This window comes from Burkholderia sp. AcTa6-5 (genome assembly GCF_017815075.1).
Lineage (GTDB): Bacteria > Pseudomonadota > Gammaproteobacteria > Burkholderiales > Burkholderiaceae > Burkholderia > Burkholderia sola.
Genome location: NZ_JAGIQE010000003.1, coordinates 107,445 through 120,284, shown reverse-complemented (window position 1 = coordinate 120,284; position 12,840 = coordinate 107,445). Strand labels below are relative to the sequence as shown.

Here is a 12,840-nt window from a genome sequence, read left to right as displayed (position 1 = left end):
GACGCGCGTCACTCGTTGGGCGGCGGCGTCTTCGGCCGGAACTCGCACAGCGGCTCGATCGCGCAGTGCCAGCATTCGGGCCGGCGGGCCTTGCAGACGTAGCGCCCGTGCAGGATCAGCCAGTGATGCGCGTCCTGCAGGAATTCCTTCGGCGTGAACTTCTCGAGCGCGGTCTCGACGGCCCGCACGTCCTTGCCCGGCGCGAGCCCGGTGCGATTCGCGACGCGGAAGATATGCGTGTCGACCGCGATCGTCGGCTGGCCGAACGCGGTGTTCAGCACGACGTTCGCGGTCTTGCGGCCGACGCCCGGCAAGCCTTCGAGCGCTTCGCGATCGGCCGGCACTTCGCCGTCGTAGCGCTCGAGCAGGATCCGGCACGTCGCGACCACGTTCTTCGCCTTGGTGCGATAGAGGCCGATCGTCTTGATGTACTCGGTGACGCCTTCCTCGCCGAGCGCGACGATTTGTCGCGGGGTGTTCGCGACCGGGAACATTTTCCGCATCGCTTTGTTGACCGACACGTCGGTCGCCTGCGCGGACAGCATTACGGCAATCAGCAGCTCGAACGGCGTCGAGTATTCGAGCTCGGTGGTCGGATGCGGATTGAGGCTCTGCAGCGTTTCGTAGATCGCGCGTCGTTTGTTGGCGTTCATGGAGCGTTCTGGTCGGGCGGCGCGGCCGGGTCGTCCGGACCGCCGCTGCCTGCGTCGTTGTCGGGGTCGTTGCTGCCCGAGGCCGCGTCGGCGTCGCGCCGCGCCTGCTGTTCGGCGAGCCGCTTGCGGCGCGCCTCGGCCGCGTCGATCTGCGCCTGGACGGCCGCGCTCACGCCCTCGGTGTTCTTCGGCCCGGCGCCTTGCCCGGACAGCTCTTCCTTCTTCTTGCGCGCGCGTTCGAGCGCGGCGGCGATGATCGCGCGTTTCTTCGCTTCGGCGTCGTCGGCCGGTGCGGCGGCCGGCGTGCCCGCCGAGCCGGGCTGCGCGGCCGATGCCTCCGCGGCCGGCTTCGCGGCGCTGGCCGCGCGGCGGGCGGCGGCGCGCGCTTCGGCGGCCTCGCGCTCGCGGCGCTGGCGCGCGAGCCGCAGGTCGTGGCGTTCGCGCGCGGCGTCGGCCTGTTCCTGCGACCACGCGTCCCAGCCCGTGCGATCGCCGGTCACCGGCAGCATCGCGATGCAGTCGACCGGGCACGGCGGCACGCACAGGTCGCAGCCCGTGCACAGCGACGCGACGATCGTGTGCATCTGCTTCGGCGCGCCGACGATCGCGTCGACCGGGCACGCCTGCATGCACAGCGTGCAGCCGATGCACAGGTTTTCGTCGATGAACGCGAGCGCGCGCGGATGCTCGGTGCCGTTGACGGGGTTCAGCGGAATCACCGGCTTGCCGAGCAGGCTCGCGAGGCGCGCGATGCCTTCGGCGCCGCCGGGCGGGCACTGGTTGTAGTTCGCGTTGCCGGCGGCGATTGCCTCGGCGTACGGACGGCAGCCGTTATAGCCGCACTTCGTGCATTGCGTCTGGGGAAGCAGATCTTCGATGCGATCCGCGAGTGTTTTGGAATCGGTCACGGTGACGACAGGCTGACAACAGGCGCAGCGGCGCCGAATGGCTCTCGACCGCGTCGGGCGCGGCCGGAAAGGTTTGCCAAAGCTCGATTATCGCCGATTTCCCGCATTGCGCCGGACGCCGTCTATGCGCATAATCGAACCGCTTTTTTGCAGGGGCTCAGCAGGAGGGCGGCCGCCCGCGGCGCGCCCGTTCCAGGGCGGCCGGCGCCGAGGCGGTGGGGTGTCGGTCCGAATCAAGCGGCTCACATAGCAAAGCGCCACCATGAATCAGCCAAAAATCAAAAGAGATCCTGAAGGCACGCGCCGCCGCATCCTGATGGCGGCAGCCGAAGAGTTCGCGAATGGCGGGCTGTTCGGCGCGCGCGTCGATCAGATCGCGCGCCGGGCCGAAACGAACGAGCGCATGCTCTATTACTACTTCGGCAGCAAGGAGCAGCTCTTCACGGCGGTGCTCGAACACGCGTTCTCCGCGCTGACGGAGGCCGAGCGCGTGCTGGATCTCGACGGCGTCGCGCCGGTCGAAGCCGTCACGCGGCTCGCGCATTTCGTGTGGGACTACTACCGCGACCATCCGGAGCTGCTCCGGCTCATCAACAACGAGAACCTGCACGAAGCGCGCTATCTGCACAAGTCGACGCGGATTCGCGAGATGATGTCGCCGATCGTCGCGAAGCTCGGCAACGTGCTGATGCGCGGCCAGAGGGCGGGGCTGTTCCGCGGCGACGTCGATCCGCTGCGCTTCTACGTGACGCTGTCGGGGCTCGGCTACTACATCGTGTCGAACCGCTTCACGCTCGCCGCGACGCTCGGCCGCGACTTCACCGACACCGACGAGCGCGCGGAGATGGTCCGAATGAACACCGAGGTGCTGCTCGCCTATCTGCTGCGGCGCTGACGCGACGAACGCAGGAGCCGACGAGCCGCCCCATCGCGGCCGCGGCCGAATAAAAAAACGCCGCCGTTGCGCGAAGCAACGGCGGCGTTTTTGCGTCGGGATGCGGCGCGTCAGGCGGCCTTGCGGGCCCGCACGGTTTTGGCGCGCGGGCTGCCTGCCGCGCGTTTCGCCGCGGGCGCGGCCTTCGCGGCGGGCGTCCTGGCGGGCGCGACCGTCACGGCCGGCGCCTTCACGCGTGTGCGTTTCGCGGCGGTGGCGCGCACCGCCGTTTCCGGTTCCGGCTTGGCGGCCGGCACGAGGCCGATCGCGGTCGCATCCTGCGCATCGACGGGCAACTTCGCCGCGCCGTTCTTCGGCTCCGGCGCATGCTCGCGGATGAAGTCGCGCAGTTGCGGATAGATGATCGTGCGCCAGCGGCGGCCCGAGAAGATCCCGTAGTGGCCGCACTTCTCGGCGGTCAGGCTGCGGCGATCGTCCTGCGGGATGCCCGTGCACAGCTCGTGCGCGACGTGCGTCTGGCCGCTGCCCGAGATGTCGTCGAGTTCGCCCTCGATCGTCATCAGCGCGGTGTGCTTGATGTCCTGCGGACGCACGCGCTCGCCCTCGACGTCCCACGTGCCTTCCGCGAGCCGGAATTCCTGGAACACGACGCGGATCGTCTCGAGGTAATACTCGGCGGCCATGTCGAGCACCGCGTTGTATTCGTCGTAGAAGCGACGGTGCGCTTCGGCGTCGTCCTCGTCGCCGCGCAGCAGGCTCTGGTAGAAGTCCCAGTGCGATTGCGCGTGGCGCTCCGGGTTCATCGCGACGAAGCCCGTGTGCTGCAGGAAGCCCGGATACACCTGGCGGCCTTCGCCCGGATAGTTCGCGGGCACCGTGTGGATCACGTTGTTCTCGAACCACGCGGTCGAGTGTTGCGTGGCCAACGAGTTCACCGACGTCGGGCTGCGGCGCGCGTCGATCGGGCCGCCCATCATCGTCATCGTGAGCGGCGTGTCCTCGCCGCGGCTCGCCATCAGCGAAATCGCCGCGAGCACCGGCACCGTCGGCTGACATACCGAGATCACGTGGAGGTTGCGCGCGCCGATGTGACGGATGAATTCCTGGATGTACGCGATGTAGTCGTGCAGGTGGAACGGGCCGACTTCGACCGGCACCATCCGCGCATCGATCCAGTCGGTGATGTAGACCTTGTGATCCTGCAGCAGCGTGCGCACCGTGTCGCGCAGCAGCGTCGAGTGGTGGCCCGACAGCGGCGCGCAGACCAGCACGACCGGTTCGTCCTTCAGTTGCGTGACGGCGTCGGCATCGTCCGAATAGCGCTTGAAGCGCAGCAGCCGGCAGAACGGCTTCTCGATGATCGTCTGCTCGACGATCGGGATGTTGTGGCCGTCCTTGACGATCTGATGAAGGTTGAATTCCGGCTTTTCGTAATCCTTGCCGAGCCGATACATCAGCTCATAGGCGGCCGCCATCCGCGGCGCGCCGGGCATCAGCGAGAACGGGCTGGACGGATTCGCGAACGACTTCGACGCGGCCTGGGCCCAGGCCGTGAGCGGGCTCAGCATCGCCCGCTGGAATTCGTGCAGTTGGTAAAGCATGCAGGCTACTCCCGCGTGGGGGGACGGTGCGCAAGGGCGGCGTGAGGCGTCGCGGCGTGCCGTGTGGGTCAGCGGCCGGCCATGTTGCATTGCAGCCGGACAATCTCGTCGATCATATCGGACAACGATCGTTTGTGCAATGCAACATTTCCCGGTTTTTTCATCAAATTTTTGCGATTTGACGATCTATGAACAAGGGCCCGCGCCGCCGCTCAGCGGCCGGTGGCCACGGCCGGCGCGGGCTGGCCGGCCGCGCGCGCCATCGCGTCTTCATGGTGCATCAGGTTCATCGCGGTATGCACGAGCGCCACGTGCGAGAACGCCTGCGGGAAGTTGCCGACGAGCCGCCCGGCCACCGGGTCGTATTCCTCCGCGAGCAAGCCCAGGTCGTTGGACAGCGCGAGCAGCCGGCTGAAGAGCCGATGCGCGTCGTCGATCCGGCCGAGCAGCGCGTAGCTGTCGACCAGCCAGAAGCTGCACGCGAGAAACGTGCCTTCGCCCGGCGGCAGGCCGTCGTCGTATTCGGTCGTGCGGTAGCGCATCACGAGCCCGTCGTGCAGCAATTCCCGTTCGATCGCGTCGACCGTGCCGACGATGCGCGGGTCTTCCGGCGGCAGGAAGCCGAGCTGCGGCAGCAGCAGCACGCTCGCATCGAGCTCGTCGCTGCCGTAGCTCTGTGCGAACGCCTGCTTGCCTTCGTGCCACGCGTTCGCGCAGACGTCCGCATGAATCCGCTCGCGCAGCGCGCGCCAGCGGTCGAGCGAGCCGGGCAGCCGGAACATTTCCGCCGACTTGATCGCGCGGTCGAACGCGACCCACGCCATCACCTTCGAGAACGTGAAATGGCGGCGGCCGCCGCGCGTTTCCCAGATCCCTTCGTCGGGTTCCTGCCAGATCTTCTCGAGGTGGTCGAGCAGCGCGCACTGCACCGACCAGACCGTGTCGTCGGCCTGCAGGCCGCCCACGCGCGCGAGATGCAGCGCGGCCATCACCTCGCCGAACACGTCGAGCTGGAGCTGGTTCGCGGCGCCGTTGCCGACGCGCACCGGCAGCGAATCCTGGTAGCCGGGCAGCCAGTCGAGCTCCATTTCCGGCAGCCGGCGCTCGCCGGCGATCCCGTACATGATCTGGATCTGCTCGGGCGAGCCGGCCATCACGCGGCCAAGCCACGTGCGCCACGCGCGCGCCTCGTCGTAGTAGCCGCCGCGCATCAGCGCGAGCAGCGTGATCGTCGCGTCGCGCAGCCAGCAGTAGCGGTAGTCCCAGTTGCGGTTGCCGCCGATCTTCTCGGGCAGCGAGGTGGTCGGCGCGGCGACGATGCCGCCGGTCGGCTCGTACGCGAGCGCCTTCAGCGTGATCAGCGAGCGGCGCACGGCGGCCGCGTAGCGGCCCTGCACCTGGCAGCGGCCCGACCATTCGAGCCAGTAGTTCTCGGTGCGCGCGAGCATCGACAGCGGGTCGCGCGCCGGCGGCAGCCGCATGTGCGACGCCGCGTAGCCGAGCGAGAACGGCACGCGCTCGTCGGCGCTCACCGTGAATTCCGCGAGCGTATGGAGGTTCTTGCCGGTGAGCGGCACCGGCGTGCGCAGCACGACGGTATCGGGGCCCGCGATGGCCTTCATGCCGTCCTCGCGGGTCAGTTGCGTGACCCACGGAATCGAGAAGCCGTAGTCGAAGCGCAACACGAGCTCCATGCGCATCTTCATCGTGCCGTGGCGGCCGACGACGATCCGCACCAGTTCGGACCAGCCGTTGCCGGGCGGCATGAAGTCGATCACGGTGACGGCGCCGTCGGCGCTTTCGTAATCGGTTTCGAGAATCAGTGTGTCGCCGCGATAGCGGCGTGTCGTGTGCGTGATCGCGGCGTCGGCGGCCGGAGCAAGCAGCCAGCGGCCGTGCTCGGGCGTGCCGAGCAGCGCCGCGAAGCAGGCGCCCGAATCGAAGCGGGGCCAGCACAGCCAGTCGACGGAGCCGTCTTTTGCGATCAGCGCGGCCGTGTGGCCGTCGCCGACGAGGGCGTAGTCTTCGATCAGGGCGGGCATGGGCAGGCGATCCTTGGGTATTCGAGTTCACAATGCGGACGTCGGCGGCCCGGACTTCACGCCCGGGCGCCGCGCCCCGTATACTCGGCCGGGCGGCGGAGCGCATGAACGGCCGGCGTTTCGTCCTATCTCAACACTTGAAGCGACTCGATGCAAGGAGGATTCAATGGCCAACCGTTTACGGGAGCGTGACGCACGCGCTTCGACACGAGGGTTGCCGCTTAGGTTCGCTCACTGGATGAAAGGTTTCGCGATCGTGCTTTCCCTGTCCGCGACCCACGCATTCGCGCAGCAATCGTCCGCCCCGGCCGACGGCGTCTACAACCTGCTCGTCGGCACCTATACGGGTGGCGGCAGCGACGGGATCTACGTTTATCGCTTCGATACCAAAACCGGCAGCGTCGCGCCGGTATCGTCGGCGAAGACCGTGAATCCGTCGTATCTGTTGCCGAGCCGCGACGGTCGCACCGTCTACGCGGTCAACGAACTCCCCGGCGACGACGGGCCCGCGACGCAGCGCGGCGGCGTCAGCGCGTTCCGCTTCGACGCGAAGACAGGCGCGCTGAGCTTCATCGAGCGTGTATCGTCGGAAGGGAACGACCCTTGCTATCTCGCGCTGTCGCCGGACGGCAAGTACCTCGTGACCGCCAACTACTCGGTCGCGGCCGACCCGGGCGGCAGCTTCGCGGTATTTCCGCTGCGCGACGACGGCGCGGCCGGCCAGGCCGTGCTGGCGGTCCACCACGAAGGCACCGGGCCCGTGAAGGGCCGCCAGGACGGCGCGCACGTGCATTCGACGGTGTTTTCGCCGGACGGCCGCTACCTGTTCGTGCAGGATCTCGGCGCGGACAAGATCTACGGCTACCGCTACACGGTGGACGGCAGCCGCGGGCTGATCAGCCCGACCGACACGCGCTACACGCCGGTGAAGGCAGGCTCCGGCCCGCGTCACATGGTGTTCGGCGCGGACGGCCGCTTCGCGTACGTGACGAGCGAGCTCAACGCGTCGGTCGAGGTGTTCGGCTATCGCGACGGCAAGCTGACGCCGGTCGAGACGGTGCCGATGACGGCGCCGGGCTTCAAGGGCAAGGTCGGCGGCGGCGCGATCCATCTGTCGCCGGACGGCCGCTTCCTGTACGCGAGCAACCGCGGCGACGCGAACGACCTGGTGATCTACGCGGTGAACCAGGCCGACGGCCGGTTGAAGCGCGTCGGCCGCCAGTCGAGCCTCGGCAAGACGCCGCGCGAATTCCTGATCGACCCGACCGGCAAGTGGCTGATCGTCGGCAACCAGGACAGCGACACGTTCTACGTGTTCAGTCGCGATGTCGAAACGGGGCAGCTCGGCGCGAATCCGCAGAAGGTCGCGGTCGGCAAGCCGGTCGACTTCAAGCTGGTGCCGGTCGCGCAGTAAATCGCGGCCGATTCCCGGTCGATGCAAGAAGGGCGCTGCCGATGCAGCGCCCTTCGTATTTGCGGCAGCCGCTTGCGCGGCGCGCCCGTATCGATGCCGGCGGCCGTGCTGCCGGCTTGCTCAGTCGGCCGCGGCTGGCACGAGCACCTCGCGGCTGCCGTTGATGCCCATCGCCGACACGAGGCCCGCGGCTTCCATCTGCTCGACGAGCCGCGCCGCGCGGTTGTAGCCGATGCGCAACTGACGCTGCACCGACGAGATCGACGCGCGCCGCGTGCGCACGACGAACGCGACGGCTTCGTCGTACAGCGGATCGGCTTCCGCATCCGGCGCATCGCCGAACAGGTCCTGCGTCGCGCCGTCGGCGGCCGGGCCGTCGAGAATCCCTTCCTCGTACTGCGGCTCGCCGAACTGCTTCAGGTACTCGACGATCCGGTGCACTTCCTCGTCGGCGACGAACGCGCCGTGCACGCGCTGCGGATACCCGGTGCCCGGCGGCAGGAACAGCATGTCGCCCATCCCGAGCAGCGACTCGGCGCCCATCTGGTCGAGGATCGTGCGCGAGTCGATCTTCGACGACACCTGGAACGCGACGCGCGTCGGGATGTTCGCCTTGATGAGGCCCGTGATCACGTCGACGGACGGCCGTTGCGTCGCGAGGATCAGGTGGATGCCGGCCGCGCGCGCCTTCTGCGCGAGGCGGGCGATCAGCTCCTCGATCTTCTTGCCGGCGACCATCATCAGGTCGGCCAGCTCGTCGATCACGACGACGATCAGCGGCAGCGTCGACAGCGGCTCCGGATCCTCGGGCGTCAGCGAGAACGGGTTGCCGATCTTCTTTTCCTTCGCCTCTGCGTCGCGGATCTTCTGGTTGAAGCCCGCGAGGTTGCGCACGCCGACGGCCGACATCAGCCGGTAGCGCTTCTCCATTTCGCCGACGCACCAGTTCAGCGCGTTCGCCGCGAGCTTCATGTCGGTGACGACCGGCGCGAGCAGGTGCGGGATGCCTTCGTAGACCGACAGCTCCAGCATCTTCGGGTCGATCATGATGAGCCGCACGTCTTCCGGCGTCGCCTTGTACAGCAGCGACAGGATCATCGCGTTGATCGCGACCGACTTGCCCGAACCCGTCGTGCCCGCCACGAGCATGTGCGGCGCCTTTGCGAGATCGGTGACGACCGGGTGGCCGGTGATGTCCTTGCCCATCGCGATCGTCAGTTGCGACGGCGAATGCTGGTACTGCCGCGATTCGAGGATCTCCGACAGGCGGATCATCTGGCGCTTCGCGTTCGGCAGTTCGAGACCCATGCAGGTCTTGCCGGGGATCGTCTCGACGACGCGGATCGACGTGAGGCCGAGGCCGCGCGACAGGTCCTTCATCAGCCCGACGATCTGGCTGCCGCGCACGCCGAGCGCGGGCTCGATCTCGAAGCGCGTGATCACGGGGCCGGCCGATGCGCCGACCACCGTCACCGGCACCTTGAATTCCTGCAGCCGCTGTTCGATTACTTGCGCGGTTTGCGCGAGGTGTTCCTCGGTGATCGTTTCGACGTCGTCGGACGCGGGCTCGAGCAGGTCGAGCGTCGGCAGTTCGACGTTGAACGACGCGGGCGCGTGGAATTCGAACGCGTTCGGGCGCGGCGGGCGGGCGGGGGGCGCGGCCGGGGCCGGTTCGGTCGTCTCGATTGCGTCGGTGGCCGGTGCGCCGATGGGCGGGATCGCGACGGGCGGCGGCGCGGAAATGACGGTTGCCGGCGTGGGCGGGAGGTTCGCGCCGGGGACGGTTGCCGCGGGCGGTGTGGCGGTCACGTCATGCGACACGGACCAGCTCGCCGACGAGGCGGCAGGCGCGGGCTGTGTCGTGAGCGTCGGGGTCGCGACTGCGGCAGGGACAGTCGCGATCGACGGCGCCTGCGTCGCGGTGGCCGCACCGATGGACGTCGGCGATCCGCCTGCAGCGGCGCCTGCGACTTGGTAAGCCGGCGTCGCGGCGGCCGTGGTCGCCGGCGCGATCGCGCTGAAGGACGGTGACGCCGGTGCGGACGCGGCTGGCGACGCGGGCAGGATTGCCGGCTGCGGCGCGACCGCGCTCGATGAGCCGGGTGGAGCGAAGGTCGTCGTGCCGGTCAACGTGGTCGACGTGGTTGCCGTGTCGGTGGAAAACGTCGATGCCGGCGCGGAAGACGGCGCAGCGATGGGTGCGGACGTGAAAGTCGCCGGTGTCGCGGTGGCGGGCGCCGGTGTTGCAGGCGCTTGCGCAGTCGAACCGAACGTCGAACCCGACGCGCCGGTCGTCGACGGCGTCGCGGCGGGCGCATCGGTCGATCCGGGCGTCGAAGCGGGGGGAAGCGAACCGTAAGTCATGCCCGTGACACCGGCAGGCGATGCCGACGCGGCGGAAGTAACGGGCGGTGCCGATGCGGCCGGTTGCGACGGCAAAGCGGACGCCGTGCCGGTCGCGCCGACCGGCGAAACGGCGGCGGCGACGGGCGCGATGCTCGATGCGGGGGCTGTCGAGTCAGGCGCCGTGCTGACCTGCGGCGATGCGGCGACAGCCGCAGCCGTCGATGCTGCGGCAAACGGCTGGACCGCCGGCGCTTTCGGCAATTCCGCGGCGACGGTTGTCTGCGTCGCGGCAGGCTGCATCGTCGGCGCAGTCCAATATGTAGCGGCCGTCGCGCGTTGAGTGACGGCCGACAACGGTGCCGCGGGTTCCGCCTCGACCGGCTTGGCAGCTTCCGGTGCAGCGCGATCGATTGCAGGCGCCGGTTGTGCGTCGTCGTTGTCGTCGATATCGACGGACGCGGTCGGCTCGCTGATGCCGAGATCGCGAACGGCTGCAGCACCTGCTGGCGTGAAGGCTGAATGGGTGGACTCCGATCCCGCGCTGTGCGCCGGCGACTCGGCGATCGGGCTTTCGGTCGACACGTCGAGCGCAGAAGCTGCCGGGCTGACGACGTCTTCCCACGGCGCGAGGTCGATGGGCGCGTCGATCGACGGCGCGGTGGCCGCTTCGTCGACGTGACGGATCTCGTCGTCGGCACGATGCGAGAACGCGGCATCGTCGATGCCGGGATTCCACCGTGCGTTCGATTCAGCGTCATCGAATGCAGGAGTGGACAAATCGCCGACCGGAGCCTGCGCGATACCGGATTCCGCCGGCATGAAGGCGTCGAGCACGATCGGTGCGCCGTCGTCGTAAGCGGGTGAGGTAGCGGATTCGGCCGGAACATGGGCGTCCTGGGCTGCGACGCCGTGCGCCGCGGAGACGAACGCGTTCGACGCGGCTGCCGATGCCGATGCCGCGACGCTGCCCGCTGCCGCGGTTACGCCGGCCACGGCAGCGGCTGTGGCCGCCGCGTGCGTCGCATCGCCCGACTGCGCGCCGCCCAGCGTCGCCCATTGCGCGGTGCTGGCCTCGATCGAGCGCAGCGTGTCGTGAACGCTCGGCGCCGGCGTAATCGGCGCGGCCGGCTTCTCGTTCCACGCATAGAGCGGCGCGCGCGCCGGCGCGGGGGGCGCCGGGCGGCGTCGGGCCGCGTCCGGCGACAGGCCGGCTGCCGTCGTGCCCGCGACCGGGCGCACCGGCGGACGCTGCGTTTGCGGCTGCGTACCGGCCGGTCGTGGCGTGACCGTGGCGCGCGGCGCCGTCTGCGTCAGCGCGGCGGCGGCCGGTCGCGCGGCGGTCGGACGCGGCCGGACGGGTTCGAATCCGGCCGGCAGCGGCGCCGGCGCGGGGCGCGGCATTTGCGCGTTCGCCGCGGCGCGCGCGAGGCTGGCGGTGCTGCCGGTGGTCGGCGGCGGCATCGCGCTGGCCGGGATCGGCGCGGCCGGCGCAGGCGTGCGCTGCGGCGCGGTCGGCTTCAGCCAGCCCGACGGCGCGACGGGCTCCGCAAGCGGACGCGGTGGCGTCTTGCTGCGCGGCTTCGGTCGCGCCTGCGGATCGGGTTTCCACACCGTCGGGCGCGAATACCGGCCGTTCTGGCGCGGCGCCATCGAGTTGACGGTGTGGGCGGTGGTCGGCTGTACGACGTCGTCGTCGCGATGCAGCGCGCTGCGCGGCAGGTCGGCGATCCCGCGCGCGTCGTCGTCGCCGCCGTCGCGCGACAGCTTGACGCCGAACGACGTGTCGACCCACGCGGCGAACTGCCGCCAGCCGATGCCGGTCAGCCAGGGCAAGCCGGCGAAGAACAGCACGACCATCGCGACCGGCGTGCCGATCGGGCCGAGCACGTGGGCGAAGCCGGCCGAGCACGCATGGCCGAGCGCGTTCGTGTCGGGGCCCGACAGCGGGCTCGTCAGCGTGACGCTTGAGACGAATACCGCGGCGAAGCCGAGCCACAGGCGGATCGAGCCGCGGCCGGCGAGCCCGGCGCCGCCGGGCAGCATCGCCTGCACGAGACGCCAGAAGAGAAGGAGGAACCAGACGGCGGAGATGCCGAACCAGCCGAAGACAACCGTGTGCATGCTTTGAAACAGGAGTGGGGAGGGGCGCGCGGGGCGCGACCCGCCGAGTTTAACCGGCCGGCGAACAAGACTCTAACGCGGCGTGATTCCGATTCACGCCGCGCGACGCACGTGGATCGCACATGCGCGTCGCGCGCCACGCGAAGGCGGTCGGTCGGCCTTCGCGCGCGCCGTGCATCAGGGGCTCCGGTGCGTGAACGTCAGTGTTGCGCCGGCCTGCGTCACGATCTGCAATTGCTGGGGCGCGCGCATCTGTACGCCGGTCTTCTCGATGTGGGCGAGCGCGTCGAGGTACGCGGATTCGAGCTGGCCGCCGAGCGTGTTCGGGCAGGCCATCCGCGTGCCGGCGAGCGGGCCGAAGCTCAGCAGGCCGTTCTTGATCGCGTAGGTGCCCATGTAGCGGTTGCAGCCCGAGAACCCGCTCGCGCGCCGGATGCCCGAGTCGGTCGACAGCGCGAGCCTGATCGGCTCGCCGTTGTCGCCGTGCGGGATCGCGCGTGGCGTGCCGTCGGCGTTCACCCAGCTGGTGAGTTCCCAGCTCGTGTCGTCGAGCAGCTGGACGGCGGCCGGGTTGTACGGGTCGGGCGCGGGGGCGGCGGAATCGGGATGGGTCGGCATCGCGCAGGCGGCGAGAAGCGTGGCAAGCGTCAACGCGCAGAGCGGCGCGCGCAACGGGCGAAGCAGGCCGGTGCGTGCGCGTGCGGCGGCAGACAGGTGGGACATGAGCCTCGTTCCTCTTCGGATTCTGATCAAGGCGTAAGAGTAACGCACCCGCCCCGCGGCAGGCGAGCCGACACTTCGCGTGCGAAAACGTTCGCGGGGCGCCCACGGGCCTCGCGCGATCGCGCGCGGGTGCGGCC

The 12,840-nt window shown here is 69.4% G+C and carries 7 protein-coding genes and 1 pseudogene; 2 read left to right on the top strand and 6 right to left on the bottom strand.

Going from position 1 to position 12,840, the window contains the following annotated elements:
• Positions 1-8: 8 nt before the first annotated feature.
• Both nth and rsxB read right to left on the bottom strand, forming a co-directional pair.
• Complete coding sequence (gene nth / locus J8I33_RS05605) at positions 9-653, bottom strand: endonuclease III (RefSeq protein WP_050018105.1); 645 nt, start codon at positions 651-653, stop codon at positions 9-11.
• A pseudogene (gene rsxB, locus J8I33_RS05600) lies at positions 650-1,668 on the bottom strand (electron transport complex subunit RsxB). The gene nth and the pseudogene rsxB overlap by 4 nt, the downstream one beginning before the upstream one ends.
• A gap of 155 nt (positions 1,669-1,823) precedes the next feature.
• Here rsxB and J8I33_RS05595 point away from each other — a divergent pair.
• Positions 1,824-2,456 (top strand): TetR family transcriptional regulator, encoded by a 633-nt coding sequence (locus J8I33_RS05595; protein ID WP_050016340.1) that lies wholly within the window; start codon positions 1,824-1,826, stop codon positions 2,454-2,456.
• A 110-nt stretch (positions 2,457-2,566) separates the two neighbouring features.
• Here the strand turns inward: J8I33_RS05595 and phaZ are convergent, their stop codons facing one another.
• A complete protein-coding gene (gene phaZ / locus J8I33_RS05590; RefSeq protein ID WP_175977601.1) occupies positions 2,567-4,057 on the bottom strand; it encodes a polyhydroxyalkanoate depolymerase in 1,491 nt (496 codons plus the stop codon).
• Positions 4,058-4,269: 212 nt separating this feature from the next.
• Entirely contained in the window at positions 4,270-6,099 is a 1,830-nt protein-coding gene (locus J8I33_RS05585) for a glycoside hydrolase family 15 protein (RefSeq protein WP_050016342.1), read from the bottom strand.
• Between the two features lie 166 nt (positions 6,100-6,265).
• Here J8I33_RS05585 and J8I33_RS05580 point away from each other — a divergent pair, with 166 nt between their 5' ends.
• Complete coding sequence (locus J8I33_RS05580) at positions 6,266-7,513, top strand: lactonase family protein (protein WP_124631388.1); 1,248 nt, start codon at positions 6,266-6,268, stop codon at positions 7,511-7,513.
• Between the two features lie 120 nt (positions 7,514-7,633).
• Here the strand turns inward: J8I33_RS05580 and J8I33_RS05575 are convergent, their stop codons facing one another.
• Complete coding sequence (locus J8I33_RS05575; protein ID WP_280920943.1) at positions 7,634-11,980, bottom strand: DNA translocase FtsK; 4,347 nt, start codon at positions 11,978-11,980, stop codon at positions 7,634-7,636.
• A 177-nt stretch (positions 11,981-12,157) separates the two neighbouring features.
• Entirely contained in the window at positions 12,158-12,703 is a 546-nt protein-coding gene (locus J8I33_RS05570; RefSeq protein ID WP_050016347.1) for an META domain-containing protein, read from the bottom strand.
• Positions 12,704-12,840: the final 137 nt, after the last annotated feature.

What these genes read in the sequence shown, in the direction of transcription:
- phaZ (WP_175977601.1), bottom strand. Translation starts at nt 4,057, where the DNA reads ATGCTTTACCAACTGCACGAATTCCAGCGGGCGATGCTGAGCCCGCTC.
- nth (WP_050018105.1), bottom strand. Translation starts at nt 653, where the DNA reads ATGAACGCCAACAAACGACGCGCGATCTACGAAACGCTGCAGAGCCTC.
- J8I33_RS05575 (WP_280920943.1), bottom strand. Translation starts at nt 11,980, where the DNA reads ATGCACACGGTTGTCTTCGGCTGGTTCGGCATCTCCGCCGTCTGGTTC.
- J8I33_RS05570 (WP_050016347.1), bottom strand. Translation starts at nt 12,703, where the DNA reads ATGTCCCACCTGTCTGCCGCCGCACGCGCACGCACCGGCCTGCTTCGC.
- J8I33_RS05580 (WP_124631388.1), top strand. Translation starts at nt 6,266, where the DNA reads ATGGCCAACCGTTTACGGGAGCGTGACGCACGCGCTTCGACACGAGGG.
- J8I33_RS05585 (WP_050016342.1), bottom strand. Translation starts at nt 6,099, where the DNA reads ATGCCCGCCCTGATCGAAGACTACGCCCTCGTCGGCGACGGCCACACG.
- J8I33_RS05595 (WP_050016340.1), top strand. Translation starts at nt 1,824, where the DNA reads ATGAATCAGCCAAAAATCAAAAGAGATCCTGAAGGCACGCGCCGCCGC.